The sequence below is a fragment of the Streptomyces sp. NC-S4 genome, assembly GCF_054353315.1.
Window position 1 is genome coordinate 3,900,952 of sequence record NZ_CM135937.1, and the last position, 21,938, is coordinate 3,922,889.

General features: G+C 73.2%; 15 protein-coding genes. 6 read left to right on the forward strand and 9 right to left on the reverse strand.

Going from position 1 to position 21,938, the window contains the following annotated elements:
* Position 1 precedes the first annotated feature (1 nt).
* The 3 genes from ACXNSR_RS17110 to ACXNSR_RS17120 form a co-directional block, all read right to left on the reverse strand.
* Positions 2–1,600 (reverse strand): acyl-CoA carboxylase subunit beta, encoded by a 1,599-nt coding sequence (locus tag ACXNSR_RS17110; RefSeq protein WP_458642866.1) that lies wholly within the window; start codon positions 1,598–1,600, stop codon positions 2–4.
* Complete coding sequence (locus ACXNSR_RS17115) at positions 1,597–3,312, reverse strand: acyclic terpene utilization AtuA family protein (RefSeq protein WP_458643328.1); 1,716 nt, start codon at positions 3,310–3,312, stop codon at positions 1,597–1,599. Before ACXNSR_RS17115 ends, ACXNSR_RS17110 begins: the two co-directional genes overlap by 4 nt.
* Positions 3,313–3,380: 68 nt before the next feature.
* The gene (locus ACXNSR_RS17120; RefSeq protein ID WP_458642867.1) at positions 3,381–4,193 is read right to left on the reverse strand and encodes a TIGR03084 family metal-binding protein; all 813 of its coding nucleotides are present in this window, start codon (positions 4,191–4,193) and stop codon (positions 3,381–3,383) included.
* A 357-nt stretch (positions 4,194–4,550) separates the two neighbouring features.
* On the opposite strand from ACXNSR_RS17120, the gene ACXNSR_RS17125 reads away from it, so the two are divergent.
* Positions 4,551–6,173: a CocE/NonD family hydrolase gene (locus tag ACXNSR_RS17125; RefSeq protein ID WP_458642868.1), complete on the forward strand. Its 1,623-nt coding sequence runs from the start codon at positions 4,551–4,553 to the stop codon at positions 6,171–6,173.
* A 117-nt stretch (positions 6,174–6,290) separates the two neighbouring features.
* On the opposite strand, the gene ACXNSR_RS17130 is transcribed toward ACXNSR_RS17125, so the two are convergent.
* The 3 genes from ACXNSR_RS17130 to ACXNSR_RS17140 form a co-directional block, all read right to left on the reverse strand.
* The gene (locus ACXNSR_RS17130; RefSeq protein WP_458642869.1) at positions 6,291–6,653 is read right to left on the reverse strand and encodes an iron chaperone; all 363 of its coding nucleotides are present in this window, start codon (positions 6,651–6,653) and stop codon (positions 6,291–6,293) included.
* Entirely contained in the window at positions 6,653–7,630 is a 978-nt protein-coding gene (locus ACXNSR_RS17135) for an EamA family transporter (protein ID WP_458642870.1), read from the reverse strand. Before ACXNSR_RS17135 ends, ACXNSR_RS17130 begins: the two co-directional genes overlap by 1 nt.
* Positions 7,631–7,698: 68 nt before the next feature.
* Positions 7,699–10,491: an FAD-binding and (Fe-S)-binding domain-containing protein gene (locus ACXNSR_RS17140; protein WP_458642871.1), complete on the reverse strand. Its 2,793-nt coding sequence runs from the start codon at positions 10,489–10,491 to the stop codon at positions 7,699–7,701.
* An 84-nt stretch (positions 10,492–10,575) separates the two neighbouring features.
* Here ACXNSR_RS17140 and serC point away from each other — a divergent pair, with 84 nt between their 5' ends.
* Both serC and ACXNSR_RS17150 read left to right on the forward strand, forming a co-directional pair.
* On the forward strand, positions 10,576–11,697 hold the full coding sequence (gene serC / locus ACXNSR_RS17145; RefSeq protein WP_458642872.1) for a phosphoserine transaminase: 1,122 nt from the start codon (positions 10,576–10,578) through the stop codon (positions 11,695–11,697).
* 151 nt (positions 11,698–11,848) lie between these two features.
* Positions 11,849–14,980, forward strand: a complete 3,132-nt coding sequence (locus ACXNSR_RS17150) for a sacsin N-terminal ATP-binding-like domain-containing protein (RefSeq protein WP_458642873.1) — start codon at positions 11,849–11,851, stop codon at positions 14,978–14,980.
* A gap of 114 nt (positions 14,981–15,094) precedes the next feature.
* On the opposite strand, the gene ACXNSR_RS17155 is transcribed toward ACXNSR_RS17150, so the two are convergent.
* Both ACXNSR_RS17155 and ACXNSR_RS17160 read right to left on the reverse strand, forming a co-directional pair.
* Complete coding sequence (locus tag ACXNSR_RS17155) at positions 15,095–17,560, reverse strand: cation-translocating P-type ATPase (protein ID WP_458642874.1); 2,466 nt, start codon at positions 17,558–17,560, stop codon at positions 15,095–15,097.
* A gap of 195 nt (positions 17,561–17,755) precedes the next feature.
* On the reverse strand, positions 17,756–18,070 hold the full coding sequence (locus ACXNSR_RS17160) for a DUF2530 domain-containing protein (RefSeq protein WP_458642875.1): 315 nt from the start codon (positions 18,068–18,070) through the stop codon (positions 17,756–17,758).
* 128 nt (positions 18,071–18,198) lie between these two features.
* Between ACXNSR_RS17160 and ACXNSR_RS17165 the strand changes: the two genes are divergently transcribed.
* Positions 18,199–19,683, forward strand: coding sequence for an NCS2 family permease (locus ACXNSR_RS17165; protein WP_458642876.1), 1,485 nt, complete (start codon positions 18,199–18,201; stop codon positions 19,681–19,683).
* A gap of 1 nt (position 19,684) precedes the next feature.
* Here ACXNSR_RS17165 and ACXNSR_RS17170 read toward each other — a convergent pair whose 3' ends face one another.
* A complete protein-coding gene (locus tag ACXNSR_RS17170; protein ID WP_183067875.1) occupies positions 19,685–19,867 on the reverse strand; it encodes a ribbon-helix-helix protein, CopG family in 183 nt (60 codons plus the stop codon).
* 129 nt (positions 19,868–19,996) lie between these two features.
* On the opposite strand from ACXNSR_RS17170, the gene ACXNSR_RS17175 reads away from it, so the two are divergent.
* Together ACXNSR_RS17175 and ACXNSR_RS17180 are read left to right on the forward strand one after the other, a co-directional pair.
* A complete protein-coding gene (locus tag ACXNSR_RS17175) occupies positions 19,997–20,434 on the forward strand; it encodes a MarR family winged helix-turn-helix transcriptional regulator (RefSeq protein ID WP_030010566.1) in 438 nt (145 codons plus the stop codon).
* A 26-nt stretch (positions 20,435–20,460) separates the two neighbouring features.
* A complete protein-coding gene (locus tag ACXNSR_RS17180; RefSeq protein ID WP_458642877.1) occupies positions 20,461–21,822 on the forward strand; it encodes an MFS transporter in 1,362 nt (453 codons plus the stop codon).
* Positions 21,823–21,938: the final 116 nt, after the last annotated feature.

Sequence of the window (21,938 nt, forward strand, 5' to 3'; positions counted from 1 at the left end):
CTCACATCCGGAAGACGCCGAAGCCGCCACGGGCGCCCTCGACGGGGGCGTTGTGGACGGCCGACAGGCACAGGCCGAGGACGGTACGGGTGTCGCGCGGGTCGATGACCCCGTCGTCGTAGATCCGCCCGGACAGGAACATGGGGAGGGACTCGGACTCGATCTGCGCCTCGACGAAGGCGCGCATTCCGGCGTCCTGTTCCTCGTCGTACGGGAGTCCCCTGGCGGCGGCGGACTGGCGGGACACGATGGAGAGGACTCCGGCCAGCTGCTGGGGGCCCATGACGGCGGATTTGGCGCTGGGCCAGGCGAAGAGGAAGCGGGGCTCGTAGGCGCGGCCGCACATGCCGTAGTGGCCGGCGCCGTAGCTGGCGCCGATGAGCACGGACAGGTGCGGGACTTTCGAGTTGGAGACCGCGTTGATCATCATCGAGCCGTGTTTGATGATGCCGCCCTGCTCGTACTCCTTGCCGACCATGTAGCCGGTGGTGTTGTGGAGGAAGAGCAGCGGGATGTCGCGCTGGTTGGCGAGCTGGATGAACTGGGCGGCCTTCTGGGACTCGGCGCTGAACAGCACGCCCTGCGCGTTGGCGAGGATGCCGACCGGGTAGCCGTGCAGGGTGGCCCAGCCGGTGACGATGCTGGGGCCGTAGAGGGGCTTGAACTCGTCGAAGTCGGAGGCGTCGACGATCCGGGCGATGACCTCGCGCGGGTCGAAGGGGGTCTTCAGGTCGGGCGGGACGATGCCGAGGAGTTCCTCGGGGTCGTGGAGGGGTTCCCGGGCCTTCGGCGGGTCCTGGTGCGGCTTGCGGTGGTTGAGGCGGGCCACGACGCGGCGGGCCTGGCGGATCGCGTCGTACTCGTCGAGGGCGTAGTGGTCGGCGAGTCCGGAGACGCGGGCGTGCATGTCGGCGCCGCCGAGGGACTCGTCGTCGCTCTCCTCGCCGGTGGCCATCTTGACCAGGGGCGGACCGCCGAGGAACACCTTGGAACGGTCCTTGATCATGATCGTGTGGTCGGACATGCCGGGGATGTACGCGCCTCCGGCGGTGGAGTTGCCGAAGACGACGGCGATGGTCGGGACGCCCTCGGCCGAGAGCCGGGTGAGATCGCGGAAGACCGCGCCGCCCGGGATGAAGATCTCCTTCTGTGAGGGCAGGTCGGCGCCGCCGGACTCCACGAGGCTGATGCAGGGGAGGCGGTTCTGCCGGGCGATCTCGTTGGCGCGCAGCGCCTTCTTCAGCGTCCACGGGTTGGAGGCTCCGCCGCGGACGGTGGGGTCGTTGGCGGTGATCAGGCACTCGACGCCCTCGACGGTGCCGATGCCGGTGACCATGGACGCGCCGACGGGGTAGTCGCTTCCCCAGGCGGCGAGCGGGGACAGTTCCAGGAACGGGGTGTCGGGGTCGAGGAGCAGCTCGACGCGCTCGCGCGCCAGGAGTTTGCCGCGGCCGCGGTGGCGTGCCGTGTACTTCTCGCCGCCGCCCTGCAGGGCCTTGGCGTGCTCGGCGTCGAGGGCGGCGAGGCGCTCCAGCGCGGCGGTACGGGCCTGTGCGTGGTCGGGGGCGTGCGGGTCGACGGTGGTGCCGAGGCGGGTCATGAGGTGGCCTCCGGGGCCGGGAGGAGAGCGACGGGGATGTCGAGGTGGCGGGCGCGGAGCCATTCGCCGAGGGCCTTGGCCTGGGGGTCGAAGCGGTGGCCGGAGGCGACGCCGTCGCCGAGGATGCCTGTGACGGTGAAGTTGAGGGCCCTCAGCCGGGGCAGCTCGTGGCGGGTGACGGTGTGGTGCGCGGTCTCGGGGAGCAGTGTCTGGAGCGCCTCGGCGGTGAGGGTGTGGTGCAGCCACTCCCAGGCGGCGTCGGTCTCGACCCACACGCCGATGTTGGCGTCGCCGCCCTTGTCTCCGCTGCGGGCCCCGGCCAGCGCCCCGAGGGGGGCGCGGACGGTCTCCCGGGGCTCCGCACCGGACCCGGCGTGGGCTGCGCCCCCGACCCCTTCGAGGGCTCCGCCCCCGGACCCCCGCGCCTCAAACGGCGGCGGGGCTGATTGTGCGGGAGGCTGGGCCGGTGGGGCTGGATGCGGCTCCGCCACGGGTGTCGGGGTTGGAGCCGGGACTCGTACGCGCGTGCCGTCCGGGAGGACTGCCGTGTGCGGGACCCCGTCCGAGGAAATGAGGGTCGAGGTGAAGACGCCGTAGGGCTGGGCCGGGCCCGGTGGGGACGTCACGTGGAAGCCCGGGTAGCTGGCCAGGGCCAGTTCGATCGCGGTGGAGGTCAGGGCGCGGCCCACCCGGTCGGGGGACGGGTCGCGGACGACCAGTCGCAGCAGGGCGGAGGCCGTCTCCTGCGTGTCGGCGTCCTCGTGGTCGGTACGGGCCAGGGTCCAGGTGGCGTCGGCCACGCCCTCCAACACCTCGGCCAGTTGGGTGCGGACGAGGTCCGCCTTGGCCTCGATGTCCAGGCCGGTCAGGACGAAGACGACCTCGTTGCGCCAGCCGCCGATGCGGGTGACGCCCACCTTCAGGGTGGGCGGCGGGGCCTCGCCGCGCACTCCCGTGACGCGTACCCGGTCGGTGCCCTCGTCGGTCAGCCGGACGGTGTCCAGGCGGGTGGTCACGTCCGGGCCGAGGTAGCGCACGCCCTGGGTCTCGTAGAGGAGTTGGGCGGTGACGGTGCCGGCGGTGACGGCTCCGCCCGTGCCGGGGTGCTTGGTGATGACCGCCGAGCCGTCCTCGGCGATCTCCGCGAGCGGGAAGCCGGGGCGGCGGACGTCGTGCCGGGTGAAGAAGGAGTAGTTGCCGCCGGTGGCCTGCGTGCCGCACTCCAGGACGTGGCCCGCGGCCACCGCCCCCGCCAGCCGGTCGTAGTCGCCGGGATCCCAGTCGAACCACCAGGCCGCCGGGCCGCTGACCAGCGCCGCGTCCGTGACCCGGCCGGTCACCACCACGTCGGCGCCCGCCCGCAGGCAGGAGGTGATTCCCGCGCCCCCGAGGTAGGCGTTGGCCGTCAGGGCCCCGTCCGTCCGCGCGGTGAGGTCGTCGCCCTCGACGTGGGCGACCCGCACCGGGATGCCCGCTTTCGCCGCCAGGGCCCGTACGGCGTCGGCGAGCCCGGCCGGGTTGAGGCCGCCGGCGTTCGTGACGATCCGTACGCCGCGCTCGTGGGCGAGCCCGAGCGCCTCCTCCAGCTGGCGCAGGAAGGTCTTGGCGTATCCGAGGTCCGGGTTCTTCAGGCGGTCGCGCCCCAGGATCAGCATGGTCAGCTCGGCCAGGTAGTCCCCGGTGAGCACGTCCAGCGGGCCGCCGGTCAGCATCTCGCGCAGGGCGTCCGAGCGGTCCCCGTAGAAGCCCGAGGCGTTGCCGATGACGAGCGGGCGCCTGGTCACAGCGCGGCTCCCGGTTCCCGGCCGGCTCCCGCCGGGCCGGCGAAGGCCTGGGCGATGTCCAGCCAGCGGTCCGCGTCGGGACCGGTCGCGGTGAGGCCGAGGTCGGCGCGGTGGGCGCGCTGGGTGACCAGCAGGCAGAAGTCGAGCGCGGGGCCGGTGATCCGCTGCGGGGCGTCGGGCGGGCCGTACGTCCACACCTCGGGGCCGCCCGGGGCCGTCAGCTCCACCCGGAACTGCTCGGCGGGCGCGGGCAGTCCGCGTACGGCGTAGGCGTAGTCGCGGGCCCGTACGCCGATCCGCGCCACGTGCCGCAGCCGCGCGGTCGGGGGGCGGCGCACGCCGAGCGCGTCGGCGACGTCCTGGCAGTGGGCCCAGGTCTCCATCAGCCGGGCACTGGCCATGGAGGCGGCCTTCATCGGCGGCCCGTACCAGGGGAAGCGGGTGTCGGGCGAGGCCGCGGCCAGCGCCTCGTCGAGGGCGGCGCGCGTGGTGCGCCAGCGGGCGAGCAGCTCGGCGGGCGGCAGTTGCGCGCACTCGCGCGCGCCCTCGTCGACGAAGGTGCCGGGGGCCTTCAGGGCCTCTTCGACCAGGTGGCCGAAGCCGGTGGCGTCGGTGAGGGCGAGCAGCGAGGCCCGGTCGGTCCAGTGCAGGTGGGCGATCTGGTGGGCGATGGTCCAGCCCGGCGCGGGGGTGTCCCGGGCCCAGTCCGGGGCGGGCAACTCCGCTACCAGGGAGTCCAGTTCGCGGCCTTCCTCGCGCAGATCTGCGAAGACGGCGACGGCTGCGTCGACGGCGGACGGATCGGGCACGGTGCGCTCCCCTTCTCGGCGTGAGGGGAAGACTGGCAGCACCCAGCAAAACAATCAAGCATGCTTGCATGATTTTTTCGGGTGGCGACGCCTTCCCGCCACCCGGGCCAAACCCCCGCACGGAAAAGGAAGTTGCCACCCCTGCCCACCGGCCGCAGGTCCCGCCGCGCGGCGGCCCGCGGGCACGGCGTGGGCACGGCGGGGGCGATTTCGGCCGTACGCCGGAAACCCGCGATACGTCACCGGATGTCCCGTCGATACTGAACGTTCCGCTCCGGGCCCGGGCGGGCGCACCCAGTTCGTGTCACTCGACGAAGACGACTCACTCGACGAAGACGACGCAGAGGATGGACTGACGTGACTCCAGCCGCCCGCACCCCCTTCTCCCTCTATCCCGAACTCGACGCGACCGCCCTCACCGCCTTCGTCACCGCGCTGGAGAGCGGCGACGTCACCGGCCTCGCCCCCGCCCGCGCCGCGGAGATCGCCGAGGTCCGCTCGGTCGCCGTGTTCACCCGCGGCAAGGTGACCGGCGCCGACGGGGACCTCCTCGACGCCGCGCTCTGGCGGCACACCGGAACCCAGCCGCGGCCCGCGATCATCATGCCCTCGCCCTGGTCCGGGCTGGGCTGGCTCCCGTACGTCGTCCAGGCTTCCCTGTTCGCAGCCCGCGGCTACAACGTCCTCGCCTACTCCGTCCGCGGCTTCGCCGGATCCGAGGGCCAGGTCGACGTGGCGGGCCCGCTCGACGTCGCCGACGGCAGCCGGGCCCTGGACCACCTCGTCGAGCGCAGCACCGGCCCGGTGACGAAGATCGGCTTCCTCGGGGACTCCTACGGCTCCGGCATCAGCCAGCTCGTCGCCGCGCACGACACCCGCGTCGACGCCGTGGTCGCGCTCAGCACCTGGGGCGACCTCGGCGAGGCGTTCTACGAGAACTCCACCCGGCACATCGCGGCCGTACGGGCCCTGCTCGACGCGGCCGCGAAGGCCCGGCTGAGCCCGCAGACGGCGAGCGTCTTCGAGAACGTCCTCGCCAACCGCGACGTCCAGGGCACCCTGCGCTGGGCGGAGACCCGCTCGCCCTTCACCCACATCAAGGAGCTCAACCGCCGCCAGGTGCCGGTCTTCTTCTCGCACGCCTGGCACGAGACGCTCTTCCCGCCGAACCAGACGCTGAAGATGTTCAACGAACTGACCGGCCCCAAACGCCTCGCCGTCTCCATCGGCGACCACTCCGGCCCCGAGATGACCGGCATGCTCGGCCTGCCCAACCGCATCTGGACGGACGCCCACCGCTGGTTCGACCACCACCTCAAGGAGATCGACAACGGCATCGACGCCGAGGGGCAGGTGCTCGGCGAGATCATGTGGAGCAAGACCCTCGAGGCCCGCCCCACCTGGCCCTCCCTCACCGAACGCCTGGAACGCCTGCACCTGGCGGACGACGGCGAACTCGGCGACGAACCGCAGGCCGGCTGGACGTCGACCGTGCTGTGCGGGATGGACACCCCGGCGACCGTCGCCGACAAGGTGGTGCAGTCCGGCTACGCGGAGATCGCCGGCCGCCCGAAGATCTACCGGACCCAGGACATCGACCGCACCGTCGCCGCCGTATGGACCACGGACCCGGCCGGGGAGACCACCCGGCTGCGCGGCATACCGCGGCTGCGCGTGACGTACCGGGCGGCGAACCCCGGATCCACCTTCGTCGCGTACCTCCTCGACACCGCCCCCGACGGCACGGCGCACATCATCACGCACGCCCCGTACACCGACGTCGACTCCCCGCCCGACAGCCTGATCAGCGCGGACATCGAGCTCCAGGCCACGGCCTACGACGTGCCGCGCGGCCACCGCCTGATGCTGGTGATCGACGCCCGCGACCCCTTCTACGCCGACGCCAACCTGCCCCGCGCGACCCTGGACTTCACCTCCCCCGAGGCCACCCCGTCCTACCTGGACCTCCCCCTCGGCTGACCGCCCCGCCCGCCGCCGCGCCCGGCCGCCCGGGCGCGGCGACCAGCCGGGCGGGGGTGGGTGGGCGGGGTCCGCTGGGGCGGCGTCGGGGGAGGTGAAGCCACCGCCGCGCCTTCCTCAGCGCGCCCCGCCCGCTCCCGCGCCCGCCCCCGCCGTCGCTCGGAGGAGGTCGCGGAGGAGGGCGAAGTCGACCTTGGCGGGGTTGCGGAAGCGGAGGCAGGCCTTGCCCATGTCGTGGGGGGCCAGGCGGTCCGCGAAGGCTTCGCGGACGTCCGCGCGCATCAGGTAGAAGGAGATGTACTGCTTCTGGTTCGCCCAGGCGATCTCGCCGACGGTCTCCCCGGCCCGCACGTACACCGGCATCCCGTACGCGATCCCCTCCTCGAACCCGGTCAGCTCCTCCAGGCACAGCTCCCGCAGCCGCGCCAGGGCTTCCCGCCGGCCCTCGGGGACCGCGGCGAGGTAGGCGGCGACGTCCATCAGGCGGCCTTCCTGCGGATCTGCGAGCGGACCGCGCCCATGCTGGCCGCGATCACGAGGGCGATGGCCAGGGCGTCCAGTGCGGACATCGCCTGGTTCAGGACGAGGAAGCCCGCGGCGGCGGCGATGGCCGGCTCCAGGCTCATCAGGATCGCGAAGGTCGGGGCCGGCATCCGCCGCAGCGCGAGCAGTTCCAGCGTGTACGGCAGGACGGAGGACAGGACGGCCACGCCCACACCCAGCGCGAGCGTGCTCGGGACCAGCAGGGCCGAGCCGGCTTCGGCGATCCCGAGCGGCAGCGAGATGACCGCCGCGACCGCCATCGCCAGCGCGAGCCCGTCCGCCTGCGGGAAGCGGCGGCCCGTACGCGCGCTGAACACGATGTACGCCGCCCACATCGCGCCCGCCCCGAGCGCGTAGGCCGCGCCCAGCGGATCGAGCGCGCCGAAGCCGAGGCCGCCCCCGCCGTGCCCGGACAGCAGGACCACGCCACCGAGCGCGAGGCCGGCCCACAGGACGTTGACCAGGCGCCGGGACACGATGACGGAGAGGGCGAGCGGTCCGAGGACCTCCAGGGTGACGGCCGGACCGAGCGGGATCCGGTCGATGGACTGGTAGAAGAGGCCGTTCATACCGGCCATGGCGACGCCGAAGGCGAGCACCGTGCCCCAGTCGGAACGGGAGTAGCCGCGCACCTTCGGGCGGCACAGGACCAGCAGCACGAGCGCGGCGGCCGCGAGGCGCAGGGTGACCACGCCCGCCGCGCCCGCCCTCGGCATGATCATGACAGCGAGGGCGGCGCCGAACTGCACCGAGATCCCCGCCGAGATCACCAGTGCCACGGGACCGAGGCCGGAACGGAGGCCAGAACCGGAATCGGAACCGGAATCCGGGCCGGAGCCCTTGGCGGGCGACGCGGCCGGTGCGGCGACGGTCGGCGAGGCCGCCGGGGAAGACGAAGAGGAAGGTGCGGGCATCTCTCCAGACTAAGGGCCGGTAAGGAGTGTTGCCGCATGTCCTGCCTTACAGTCGCGAGAACAACGCGCTACACCTCTTCCCCCAGCCCGTCCCCCAGCCCCTTCCCCAGCCCCTCCGCCAGGAGTTCCGCCAGGTGCCGGGCCCTGACCCCGCCCAGCTGTGCGATCTGCGTACGGCACGAGAATCCGTCCGCCTGGACCACGGCGTCCCGCGGGGCCGCGCGCAGCGACGGGAGCAGCTGTTCCTCCGCACAGGCCATGGACACCTCGTGGTGCCCGGGCTCGAAGCCGAAGTTGCCCGCCAGCCCGCAGCAGCCCCCGCTGAGCTCGCCCGCCAGCCCGGCCCGCTCGCGCAGCCGCCGGTCGGGGCCGTCCCCGAGCACCGCGTGCTGGTGGCAGTGCGTCTGGCCGACCACCTCCCGGTCCAGGCGCGGCGGCCGCCAGGCCGGGGCGTGCTCCTCCAGGGTCTCGGCGAAGGTCCGCACCGCCGCCGCGAGGCGGGCCGCGCGCGGGTCGTCGGGGAGCAGCGCGGGCAGGTCGGTGCGCAGGGCCGCGGCGCAGCTCGGTTCGAGGACGGTGACGGGGCCGGTGACCTCGCCGATGGTGTCCAGCGTCCGGCGCAGGACCGTGCGGGCCCGGTCGAGGCGACCGGTGGACACGTAGGTCAGGCCGCAGCAGATACGGCCGCCGCGGGGGACGGACACGTCCAGCCCGGCCGCCCGGAGGACGCGGAGCGCGGCGTGGCCGGCCTCGGGGGCGAGGTGCTCCGTGAACGTGTCCGGCCACAGGGTCACGGTGGGGCCGGGGCCGGAGCCGGAACCACCCCCGGAACCACCGCCGGAGCCGGAGCGGGGGTCCGTGCTCCGCGTGAACGGCCGCTTCGCCAGTTCCGGCAGGCGGCCGCCGCGCTCCCGGTCCAGTCCGGGTACGGGCACGCGCCGGGCCAGGGCGTTGACCGCCCCCGCCGCCCGCAGGCCGGCGATCAGCCGGAGCCAGCCCGGCAGGCCGCCCAGCACGTAGTGGGACAGCGGGCGGATCCGGCCCGCCCAGTGGTGGTGCAGGAACTCCGCCTTGTACGCGGCCATGTCCACGCCCACCGGGCAGTCGCTGCGGCAGCCCTTGCACCCCAGGCACAGGTCCAGCGCCTCGGCGACCTCCGCCGAGCGCCAGCCGTCCGTGACGATCTCCCCGGCCAGCATCTCGTGCAGCAGCCGCGCCCGGCCCCGCGTGGAGTGCCGTTCCTCCCCCGTGGCCCGGTACGACGGGCACATCACCGAGGCGCCGCCCGTGGCCGTGGTCCGGCACTTCGCGACGCCCACGCACCGCGCGACCTCCCCAGCGAACGGCGTGGCCGGCAGCACCGCGAAGCGCAGGTTCTCGTCCAGCCGCCCGGGCCGGACCAGCATCCCCGGGTTCATCCCGCCCGCCGGGTCCCACACGTCCTTGTAGGCGCCGAAGAGCCGGACCACCTCCGCCCCGTACATCTTCGGCAGCAGCTCCGCCCGCGCCTGCCCGTCCCCGTGCTCCCCCGACAGGGAGCCGCCGTGGGCGACGACCAGGTCGGCCAGTTCCCCGGAGAAGTCCCGGAAGCGGGCGATGCCCGCCGCCGACACCAGGTCGAAGTCGATCCGTACGTGGACGCAGCCCTCTCCGAAGTGCCCGTACGGGGATCCGCGCAGCCCGTGCGCCGCCAGCAGGGCCCGGAACTCCCTCAGGTACGCCCCCAGCCGGGCCGGCGGCACCGCGCAGTCCTCCCAGCCCGGCCATGCCATCGACCCGTCCGGCATCCGGGTCGCCGTGCCCGCCGCGTCCTCGCGGATCCGCCACAGCGCCCGCTGCGCCGCCGGGTCGGTGACGAGCGTCGCGTCCACCGCGTCGGCGGCCCGCAGCAGGGCCCGCGCCCCGTCCTCGTCCGGCATCTCCACGAACAGCCACGCCCCGCCCCGGGGCAGTGCCGAGGCCGTGCCGCCCACCAGGTCCCGGGCCATCCCCTCCACCGTCAGCGGCCCGTACGGCAGCAGCGCGGCCGCCGCGTCCGCCGCCGCGCTCTCGTCCGCGTACCCGAGTACGGCGAGCACCGGCGCGGGCGGCGCCTCCACCAGGCGCACCACGGCCTCGGTCACCACCCCGAGGGTGCCCTCGCTCCCGCAGAAGGCCCGCGCGAGCTGCACCCCGTGCTCGGGCAGGAGTGCGTCGAGGCCTCCGTAGCCGGAGATCCGCCGCGAGAAGCCGGGCGTCATCCCGGCGGGCGTCATCCCGGTGCGCAGCAGTCCCAGGTGTCCGGTGACCAGCTCCCGCAGGCCCGCCGGGGCGCCCGGCCAGCCCGTCGAGATCCGGTGCGCGGTGCCCCCGTACGCCGTGACGGCCAGCTCGGTGACGTTGTCCGCGGTGGTGCCCCAGGCCACCGAGTGGGCCCCGCACGCGTTGTTGCCGATCATGCCGCCGAGGGTGCAGCGGGAGTGCGTGGACGGGTCGGGCCCGAAGGTCAGCCCGTAGGGGCGCACGGCGTCCCGCAGCCGGTCGAGGACCAGCCCGGGCTGGACGACGGCGGTCCGTGCCGCCGGGTCCACCGATACGAGGCCGTTCATGTGCCGGGTGAGGTCGAGGACCACGCCCACGCCGGTGGCCTGGCCGGCGATGGAGGTCCCGCCGCCGCGCGGCACGACGGGGACCCCGGCGCCGGCGCACACGGCGAGGGCGGCCGCCACGTCGTCGGCGTCGCGCGGGGCGACCACACCCACCGGCACACGGCGGTAGTTGGAGGCGTCCATGGTGGTCAGGGCGCGTGCGGCGGCGCCGAAGTCGACCTCCCCGCGCAGGTTCTCCCGCAATGTCCGTTCGAGTTCACCGGGTGACGTCACGTCCCCACCCTCCCACCGGACGGAACCGTCTCATCGGGTGGACGCGCGTCCGGGGCGCGGACCGGGACCCGATACGCTCCGCTCGTGGCTGAGATCCAGATTCCCGCTGACATCAAGCCCGCCGACGGACGCTTCGGCGCGGGCCCCTCCAAGGTGCGGACCGAGGCGCTGGACGCCCTCGCCGCCACCGGTACCTCCCTGCTCGGAACTTCACACCGCCAGGCCCCGGTCAAGAACCTGGTCGGCTCGGTGCGCCAGGGCCTCCGGGACCTCTTCTCCCTCCCCGAGGGGTACGAGGTGATCCTGGGCAACGGCGGCTCCACCGCCTTCTGGGACGTCGCGACCGCCGGTCTGATCGAGCGGAAGTCCCAGCACCTCACCTTCGGCGAGTTCTCCTCGAAGTTCGCCACGGCCGCGAAGCTCGCGCCGTGGCTGGACGCGCCGTCCGTGATCTCCTCCGACCCGGGCACGCACCCGGAGCCGGTGGCCGAGGCGGGCGTGGACGTGTACGCGTACACCCACAACGAGACCTCGACGGGTGTGGCGGCGCCGATCAAGCGCGTCGCGGGCGCCGACGCCGGGTCGCTCGTTCTGGTGGACGCGACCTCGGGCGCCGGCGGTCTGCCGGTGGACATCACCGAGACGGACGTCTACTACTTCGCCCCGCAGAAGTCCTTCGCCTCGGACGGCGGCCTGTGGCTGGCCGCGTTCTCCCCGGCCGCCCTGGAGCGCGCCGCCCGCGTGCACGCCTCCGGCAGCCGGCACATCCCCGAGTTCTTCTCGCTGCCGACGGCGATCGACAACTCGCTGAAGAACCAGACGTACAACACCCCGGCGCTGTCCACCCTCTTCCTGCTGGACCAGCAGCTGAAGTGGATGAACAGCCAGGGCGGCCTGGAGTTCACCACCGGCCGTACGGCGGCCAGCGCGCGCAACCTGTACGGCTGGGCGGAGGCGTCCAAGTACGCGACCCCGTTCGTCGTGGACGCCGACAAGCGCTCGTCCGTCATCGGCACGATCGACTTCTCGGACGACATCGACGCGGCGGCCGTCGCCAAGGTGCTGCGCGCCAACGGGATCGTGGACACCGAGCCGTACCGCAAGCTCGGCCGCAACCAGCTCCGTATCGCGATGTTCCCGGCGATCGACCCGGCGGACGTGCAGGCCCTGACGGCCTGCATCGACTACGTGATCGACAAGCTCTGACCATCACCCGCCCGGTACGACGCGAAGCCCCCGGTGACCAGCTGTCACCGGGGGCTTCTCCGTACCCCGGACACCCCGAGGCCACCGGCGTGGACGTTCTCCCGCACGCGGTACCTTCAGGGCTCCGGCGGCGATTCTTGGAGGCAGCGGCGTGAGCGTGCGAGTGACGGCGGCCCAGAGCGGTGTGGACCCCTTCGGCACGGCCCGGCTGCGGCGCGGGGTGCTCGACGCGTGGGGTGCGGGCCCGGCCCGGTTCCGTGAGGACGCCAACGCCGAGGAGGACCTCGCGCTCGGCGGCTACCGGGACCGGCTCGTCATCGAGCTGGCGCAGAACGCCGCCGACGCCGCGGCCCGGGCCAAGGTGCCCGGCCGGCTGCGGCTCACCCTGCACGAGGGCGAGGGCGGGCACGCGCTGCTGGCCGTCGCCAACACCGGTGCCCCGCTGGACGCGACGGGCGTGGAGTCGCTGAGCACCCTGCGCGCCTCCGCCAAGCGCGAGCCCGCCGGCGACAGCGTCGGCCGGTTCGGCGTCGGCTTCGCGGCCGTGCTGGCCGTCTCCGACGAACCGGCGGTGCTCGGCCGCCACGGCGGCGTGCGCTGGTCCCTGGCCGAGGCCCGGGAGCTGGCCCGGGGCGCCGCCGTCGGCAGCCCCGGCCTCGGCGACGAACTGCGCCGCCGCGACGGGCACGTTCCGCTGCTGCGCCTGCCGCTGCCCGCCGAGGGCACCGCCCCCGAGGGCTACGACACCGTCGTGGTCCTCCCGCTGCGCGACGCCGCCGCCGAGGGGCTGGTGGAGCGGCTGCTGGCGGGCGTCGACGACGCCCTGCTGCTCACTCTGCCCGGGCTGCGCGAGGTCGTCGTCGAGACCCCGACCGGCGGCACCCGCACCCTGTACCGGCGCGACGAGGGCCCGTACACGGTCATCGAGGACACCACCGCCTCCGGTACGGTCACCCACCGCTGGCGCACCGTCCGCCACGGCGGCCCCATCGAGCGCGCGCTGCTCGCCGACCGGCCCGTCGAGGAGCGGCTGCGGCCCGCCTGGGCGGTGTCCTGGGCCGTGCCCGTCGACTCCGACGGCGCCCCGGTCCGCCCCGCCACCGCCCCCGTGGTGCACGCGCCGACCCCCACCGACGAGCCGCTGGGCATCCCGGCGCTGCTCATCGCGACGCTGCCGCTCGACACCAGCCGCCGGCATCCCGCGCCGGGCCCGCTGCTCGACTTCCTCGTGGAGCGCGCGGCCGACGCGTACGCCGAACTCCTCGGCGCCTGGGACCCGGTGACCACCGCCCTCGTGGACCTGGTGCCCGGCCCGCTCGGCAAGGGCGAGCTGGACGGGGCGCTGCGCGCGGCCGTGCTCCAGCGGCTGCCCCGTACCGCTTTCCTCGCGCCGGCCGCGCCGCCCGAGCACGCGGAGGAGCGCGCCGCCCTGCGCCCCTTCGAGGCCGAGGTGGTGGAGGGCGCGGGCGCCGACACCGTACGCGTCCTCGCCGAGGTCCTGCCGACGCTGCTGCCGGCGGGCCTGGAGCGCCGGGCCGAGCTGCGCACCCTGGGGGTGGGCCGGCTCCCGCTGGGCGACGCGATCGAGCGGATCGCGGGCATCGAGCGGACCCCGGAGTGGTGGCACCGGCTCTACGACAGCCTCGCCGGGGTGGACCCCGACCGGCTGTCGGGGCTGCCCGTGCCGCTCGCCGACGGCCGCACCTCGATCGGCCCCCGGCACATCCTGCTGCCCGGCGCGGACACCCCGGCGGACCTGGCCCGGCTGGGCCTGAAGGTGGCCCACCCGGACGCGGCGCACCCGCTGCTGGAGAAGCTCGGTGCCCTCCCGGCCACCGCGCGGGCGGTCCTGACGACCCCGCAGGTGCGGGCGGCCGTCGCCGCCTCCCTCGACGCGGGGGAGATCTGGGACGAGGACGCCGACGCCCTGGACGCCGACGAGCTGGCCGAGGTCGTCCTCGGGCTGGTCCGGGACGCCGATCTGGCGCCGGGCGACGAGCCCTGGCTCGGCGCGCTGGCCCTGCCGGACGAGGACGGGGAGCTGGTCCCGGCGGGCGAGCTCCTGCTGCCGGGCAGCCCGCTGGCCTCGGTGATCCGCGAGGACGAGGTCCCGTACGTGGACGCGGACCTCGCCGAGCGGTGGGGCGCGGGCCCGCTCACCGCGTGCGGGGTCCTGGCCACCTTCCAGCTGGTCCGCGCCACCGACGTGGTCCTCGACCCGGACGAACTGGAGCCGCGCGAGGGCGACTTCGCCGAGCCCGACGACGCGGGTCTGCTGGACGCGGTGGACGTGTGGTGCGAGGACGTCCTGGACCAGCTGCCGGACCTCCCGGTCCCGCCGGTGGCGACCGAGCTGATCGCCGTCCGGGACCTCGACCTCGTCGACGACGACTGCTGGCCGCAGGCTCTTGCGATGCTCGCGCAGCCGCCGCTGCGCGACGCGCTGACCCAACCCGTGCGGATCCTGCTGCCGGACGGCACCACGCAGTCGGTGCGCCCGTACACGGCCTGGTGGCTGCGCGACCACCCGGTGCTCGACGGCCGCCGCCCGGCGGGCCTGCGCGCGGCTGGCGGCGACCCGCTGCTGGCGGGCCTCTACACCTCGGCGGACGCCACGGGCTTCGAGGACGAGCAGGTCCTGCGGGCGCTGGGCGTACGCACGTCCGTGCCGGCCCTGCTGGACGAGCCCGGCGGCGCCGCCGAACTGCTGGCCCGGCTCGCCGACCCGGACCGGGAGGTCACCGGCCACCAGCTGCACGGCCTGTACGGGGCGCTGGCCGATCTGGACCCCGAGCAGGTCACCCTCCCGGACGAGCTGCGCGCGGTGGTGGACGGCGAGGTGGTCGTGGTGGACGCGGCCGAGGCGGTGATCGCGGACGCCCCGGACCTGCTCCCGCTGACGGCGGGGCTGCCGCTGCTGCCGGTGCCCCCGGCGCGCGCGGCGGATCTCGCGGAGCTGCTGCAGGTCCGCCGGCTCTCGGAGACGGTTCCGGCGGAGGTGACCACGCCCGGCGAGGAGCACGAGGTCCCGGAGTCGGTGCTGGTGCTGCTGGGTCCGGCGACTCCCGCGACGTACGTCGAGCACGAGGAGCTGGTCGCGGGCGGCACGGAGCTCGACTGGCGCCGCACCCCCGACGGCACGCTCCACGCGTCCACGCTGGAGGGCGTGGCCGCCGGTCTCGCCTGGTCGGCGGGCCAGTGGCCGCGCCGCTTCGAGGTGGCGGCGCTGCTGGAGGACCCGTCGCGCACGGCGGAACTGGCCCGGGACCGCTGGTTCGACTGACCGTTGGCGGGCCGGGCCCGGTCGGGCCCGGGTCGGGTCGGCCCGGGTCGGGTCGGGCCCGGGTCGGCCCGGGTCGGCCCGGGTCGGGTCGGGTCGGCCCGGGTCGGGCCCGGGTCACGCCGGGAACTTGCGGTCGACCCATCTGAAGGTGAACTCGATCAGGACGGCCGCGGCCACGGCGACGCCCACCGCGATCCACGGCACCGTGACGCCCACCAGCTTGAGCTGGAAGAAGTCCTGCAGCCACGGCACGACGAGGACGATCAGGAACGCCCCTCCCATCGCGCCGACCAGGGCCACCCGCCACCACGTGTACGGGCGGGCGATGATCGCCAGGACCCACATGGACGTCAGGAACAGCGTCAGCGTGGCCGCGCTGGACTCGGCTTCGAGGGCGCCCTGGCCCGTGTAGTGGTGGCGGGCGATCAGGTACGAGACGAAGGTGGCCACGGCCGCGATGGCGCCGCCGGGGATCGCGTACCGCATGACCCGCTTCACGAAGTGCGGTTTCGCGCGCTCCTTGTTCGGGGCGAGGGCCAGGAAGAAGGCCGGGATGCCGATGGTGAGCGTGGACAGCAGGGTCAGGTGGCGGGGCAGGAAGGGGTACTCGACCTGCGAGCACACCACCAGGATGGCCAGCAGCACCGAGTAGACCGTCTTCGTGAGGAAGAGGGTGGCCACGCGGGTGATGTTGCCGATGACCCGGCGGCCCTCGGCGACCACCGAGGGCAGCGTCGAGAAGCTGTTGTTGAGGAGGACGATCTGGGCCACCGCCTTCGTCGCCTCCGAGCCGGAGCCCATGCTGACGCCGATGTCGGCGTCCTTGAGGGCGAGGACGTCGTTGACGCCGTCGCCCGTCATGGCGACGGTGTGGCCCTTGGACTGGAGGGCCCCCACCATGTCCCGCTTCTGCTGCGGGCTCACCCGTCCGAAGACGGAGTTGTCGTCGAGGACCTTCGCCATGTCGGCCCGGTCGGCGGGGAGCCCGCGGGCGTCCACGGTGTTCTCCGCGCCCGGCAGCCCCAGCTTGCCGGCGACCGCGCCGACGGAGACCGCGTTGTCGCCGGAGATGACCTTCGCGCTGACGTTCTGGTCCTCGAAGTAACGCAGCGTGTCGGCGGCGTCGGGGCGCAGCCGCTGTTCCAGCACGACGAGGGCGGTCGGCCGGACGCCGGTGGCGACGGCCGGGTCGTCGAGTTCGCGGGCGGAGCGGGCGAGCAGCAGGACGCGCAGCCCCTGCTCGTTGAGGTCGTTGATCTCGTCGAGGGCCGGGTCCCCGGCGGGGAGCAGCACGTCGGGGGCGCCGAGCAGCCAGGTGTTGTTCTCGCCGTCGCCCTCGCTGAAGCTGGCGCCGCTGTACTTGCGGGCGGAGGAGAAGGGCAGGGACTCGGTGCAGCGCCACTCCGCGCTGTCCGGGTAGGCGTCGATGATGGCCTGGAGGCTGGCGTTGGGGCGCGGGTCGGACTCGCCGAGCGCGCCGAGCACCTTCTTGACGTACGCGGGCTCCGCGCCGCCGAGGGGGCGCAGCTCGGTGACGTCCATGCCGCCCTCGGTGAGGGTGCCGGTCTTGTCCAGGCAGACCACGTCGACGCGGGCGAGGCCTTCGATGGCGGGCAGTTCCTGGACCAGGCACTGCTTGCGGCCGAGCCGGATGACGCCGATCGCGAAGGCGACGGAGGTGAGCAGGACGAGCCCCTCGGGGATCATCGGGACGATGCCGCCGACGGTCCGGGCGATGGCGTCGTTGAGGTTGTTCTCCTTGACTACGAGCTGGCTGATGATCAGGCCGATCGAGGTCGGGATCATCATCCAGGTGACGTACTTGAGGATGGTGGAGATGCCGGAGCGCAGCTCGGAGTGGACGAGCGTGAAGCGGGAGGCCTCTTCGGCCAACTGGGCGGCGTAGGCCTCGCGGCCGACCTTGGTGGCGGTGAAGGCGCCGCCGCCGGCGACGACGAAGGAGCCGGACATGACCGGGTCGCCGGGCTTCTTCAGGACGGGGTCGGCCTCGCCTGTGAGCAGGGATTCGTCGATCTCCAGGCCGTCGGCCTCGCCGACGGATCCGTCGACGACGACCTTGTCGCCGGGGCCGAGTTCGATGACGTCGCCGAGGACGATCTCGGAGGTGGAGATCTCGGCGGTCCGGCCGTCGCGGCGCACGCTGGGTTTGGTCTCGCCGATGACGGCGAGGCTGTCGAGGGTCTTCTTGGCGCGCAGTTCCTGGATGATGCCGATGCCGGTGTTCGCGACGATCACGAAGCCGAAGAGGCTGTCCTGGATCGGTGCGACGACGAGCATGATCGCCCACAGCACGCCGATGATCGCGTTGAACCGGGTGAAGACGTTGGCGCGGACGATGTCGGTGGTCGAACGCGACGAGCGCACCGGAACGTCGTTGACCTCGCCCCGCGCGACCCGCTCGGCGACCTCGGCGGTGCTCAGCCCGCCCGGCTTGAACCGGGGCGCGGGCGGTCGCACCGGGTGTACGGGGTCCAGCTCCGCTCCCGCGTCGATGGCGGGGGCGGCCGTCCGGCCACCCGGCTCCGGCCCGTCGGATTCGGTTCCAGCCCGCTGCGTCATGCCTTCGACGTTAAGCGGGGTTCGAACCGTTCACCCGCCGAGCAGCGGGAAGATCCGACCTCAGGATGACCCGAATCGTCCCCTGGTAGTGCTGCGTGTCGCGCCGTGGGGCGGGGACGCTCCGGGACGCCCCCGCAGGTCGAGCGAACGCACCGCCGGGCCCCGCGCCCGACCGCGGCAGCGGGCCCGGCCGGGCTAGGCCTGCGGCTCCGAGCCCGACCCCGGCTCCGAGTCCGGCGAAGCCTGGGCCGCCTGGGCCGCCTGCTCCGCCGCGTGGCGGGCCAGCGCCGCGTCACGGCCGCGGACGTACCAGATGCCGATCAGCCCGAGGAAGCCGCCGGCCGCGCAGGTCCAGACCCACCACAGCTGGTCCCGGTCGGCGAACCACCCGTAGAAGGGCAGCTGGATCAGGAAGAGGGCGAACCACAGGATCGTGCCACCCGTGACGGTGGCGACGACGGGGCCCTCCAAGGGCTCGGGCGCCTCGTGCTTCGCAATCCATTTCGCCATGCGGCAAGTCTAGGCGGCGGGAAATGGCATCTACGCGCGGAGATGGACGCCCTTTCGTTCATGTGTTCATACTGAAACGGTTTGGGCGCGGCCCATTTTCTTCGTATGAACCACCCAATGAGGACCGTATGAGTACCCCGGCCCCCGCCCCCGCAGCCACCGCCGCCGGCACAGCCGGCACCACACCGGAGCCGTCCCCCCAGGACACCTCCGGCCCGCTGGACCGCTACTTCAAGATCTCCGAGCGCGGTTCGACCGTCGCCCGCGAGGTCCGCGGCGGCTTCGCGACCTTCTTCGCCATGGCCTACATCATCGTGCTGAACCCGATCATCCTGGGCAGCGCGAAGGACATGTACGGGCACCAGCTCGACAACGGCCAGCTCGTGACGGCCACCGCCCTGACGGCGGCCTTCACCACCCTGCTCATGGGCGTGATCGGCAACGTCCCGATCGCGCTCGCCGCCGGCCTCGGCGTGAACACGGTCGTCGCGCTCCAGCTCGCCCCGCGCATGAGCTGGCCCGACGCCATGGGCATGGTGGTCCTGGCCGGCTTCGTGGTGATGCTGCTCGTCGCCACCGGCCTGCGCGAGCGGGTCATGAGCGCCGTGCCGCTCGGCCTGCGCAAGGGCATCGCCATCGGCATCGGCCTGTTCATCATGCTGATCGGCCTGGTCGACGCGGGCTTCGTCTCCCGCATCCCGGACGCCGCGCACACCACGGTCCCGCTGCAGCTCGGCGCCGCCGGTCACCTGGACGGCTGGCCGGTCCTGATCTTCGTCATCGGCGTGCTGCTCACCCTCGCCCTGCTGATCCGCAAGGTCCCGGGCGCGATCCTGATCTCCATCGTGGCGATGACCGTCGCCGCCGTCGTGGTCCAGCTGGTCGCGAAGCTGCCCGACTCGGGCTGGGGCCTCACGGTTCCCGCATGGCCCGGCAACCCGGTGTCCATGCCCGACTTCGGGCTCGTCGGCGAGGTCAGCCTGTTCGGCGGCTTCGACAAGGTCGGGATGCTGACCGGCCTCCTCTTCGTCTTCACCGTGCTGCTGTCCTGCTTCTTCGACGCCATGGGCACGATCCTCGGCGTCGGCGACGAGGCGAAGCTGATCGACAAGAAGACCGGCGAGTTCCCCGGGATCAACCGGGTCCTGCTCGTCGACGGCCTGGCGGTCGCCTCGGGCGGCGCCACCTCCTCCTCCGCGACGACCTGCTTCGTGGAGTCCACGGCCGGGGTCGGCGAGGGCGCCCGTACGGGCCTGGCGAACGTCGTCACGGGCGGCCTCTTCGCCGTGGCGCTGTTCCTCACCCCGCTCGCCACGATGGTCCCGTCCCAGGCGGCCACGCCGGCGCTCGTGGCGGTCGGCTTCCTGATCCTGGCGGGCTCGGTCAAGGACATCGACTGGAGCGACTTCACCATCGCCGTCCCGGCCTTCCTGGCCATGGTGATGATGCCCTTCACCTACTCGATCACCAACGGCATCGGCATCGGCTTCGTGAGCTTCTGCGCGCTGCGCCTGGCGACGGGCCGGGGCCGCGGGGTCCCGGTGGCCATGTACGCGGTGTCGGCGGTGTTCGTCTTCTACTACGCGATGCCCGCCCTCGGCCTCGCCCAGTAGCTCACGTCAGCCCGTAGAACTTCTCTGTCTCGTCGACGGCCGCCTTGAAGCGCTCGTCGAAGTCATCGCGAATGAGCGTCCGGACCACATAGTCCTGGACGCTCATTCCGCGTTTGGCGGCGTGGATCCGGAGCCTCTCGAGGAGCTCCCCGTCTATGCGCATGCTCAGCACATGTGTCCCCATGCCGAAAGAGTCGGGGCACAGGACGCGCACGCGGGTCACTTTCAGCCGCCGACTCACCCGTACGAGTGACCTCGGGTGTGAGCTTTAAAGCGGTTTTCCTTAGGAAGAGTAATGAGTTATTCTAAGTACATGCATGACCTCTCCCATGGCGACGACGCAGCCGCCGTGAACGACCTCCGCTCCGCCGTCATGCGGCTGGGGCGACGCCTGAAGCACCAGCGCGTCGACGAGTCGCTGAGCCCGACCGAGATGTCGGTCCTCGGCACCCTCGCCCGCTGCGGCCAGGCCACACCCGGCGAGCTCGCGCGGCGGGAGCACGTCCAGCCGCCGTCGATGACGCGCATCGTCGCGTTGCTGGAAGCCAAGGGACTGGTCACGCTGGAACCGCACCCCGACGACCGCCGCCAGAAGGTGGTCCGCCAGACGGAGGAGGCCGAAGCGATGCTCGAAGAGAGCCGCCGCAAGCGCAACGCCTTCCTGGCCGGGCTCGCGGCCGAGCTGACCGAGGACGAATGGGCCAAGCTCCGCGCGGCCGCACCCGTCCTGGAGAAGCTCGCGCACCTGTAAGGAACGACGCCAGGAGGCGAACGCTTTTGAGTACGGGAACCGGAGCAGACTCCGCACCCGGCCACATATCCACCACACCTACCGCCGCGCCCCCCGCGGCACCCCCGAGCAGGAACCGGGGAATGTTCAGCTCGCTGAAGATCCGCAACTACCGGCTCTTCGCCACCGGCCAGGTCGTCTCCAACACGGGCACCTGGATGCAGCGCATCGCCCAGGACTGGCTGGTCCTCTCACTGACCGGCTCCGCCTCCGCCGTCGGCATCACCATCGCCCTGCAGTTCCTGCCGATGCTGATGTTCGGCCTCTACGGCGGCGTACTCGCCGACCGGCTGCCCAAGCGGCCGCTGCTCCTCGCCACCCAGGGCGCGATGGGCCTGACCGGCATCGCCCTCGCCGTCCTCACCCTGGCCGGACACGTCCAGGTGTGGCACGTCTACCTCGCCGCCTTCGCGATCGGCCTGGTCACCGTGGTCGACAACCCGGCCCGGCAGACCTTCGTCCCCGAGATGGTCGGCAAGGACCAGGTGGCCAACGCCGTCAGCCTGAACTCCGCCAACTTCCAGTCCGCACGGCTGGTCGGCCCGGCGATCGCCGGTGTGCTGATCACCGCCGTCGGCTCCGGCTGGGCCTTCCTGCTGAACGGACTGTCCTTCGCCGCACCGATCGCCGGCCTGCTGCTGATGCGCCCCCAGGAACTGCACCCGGTCGAGCCGCGGCCCCGCGCCAAGGGACAGCTGCGCGAAGGCCTTCGCTACGTCGCCGGCCGCCCGGAGCTGATCTGGCCGATCGTGCTCGTGGGCTTCATCGGCACCTTCGGGTTCAACTTCCCGATCTGGCTCTCGGCCTACGTCAGCGACGTCTTCCACGGGGACGCGGGCACGTACGGGCTCTTCAACACCCTGATCGCGGCCGGCTCCCTGGTGGGCGCCCTGCTCGCGGCCCGGCGCGGACAGTCCCGGCTGCGCGTGCTGGTGGCCGCGGCCGTGCTGTTCTCGGTCCTGCTCCTGGTGACCGCCTTCGCACCCGGCTTCTGGCTGTTCGCCGCGCTGCTCGTGCCCATCGGCATCTTCGGCCTGACGGTCAACGTCACGGCCAACTCCAGCGTGCAGATGGCGACCGACCCCGAGATGCGGGGCCGGGTCATGGCCCTGTTCATGATGGTGTTCACCGGCGGCACCCCGCTGGGCGCCCCGCTGCTGGGCTGGATCACGGACACCTACGGCGCCCGGATCGGCATGGCCTCGGGCGCGGTGATCTCCCTGGCCGCCTCGGTCGCGATCGCGGTCGTCCTGGCCCGCGTCGGCAACCTCCGCCTCCGGGTGAACCGGCGCGGCGTGACCTTCGTCCCGGCCGTCCCGCGCCACCGCGAACTGGTGACGGTGGCCTGACCCTGCGGACCGGACCCGCGCCTCAAACGCCGGCGAGGCTGCATTTCAGCCTCGCCGGCGTTTGAGGCGCGGGGGTCCGGGGGCGGAGCCCCCGACAACGGTGCCGCACGCGGATA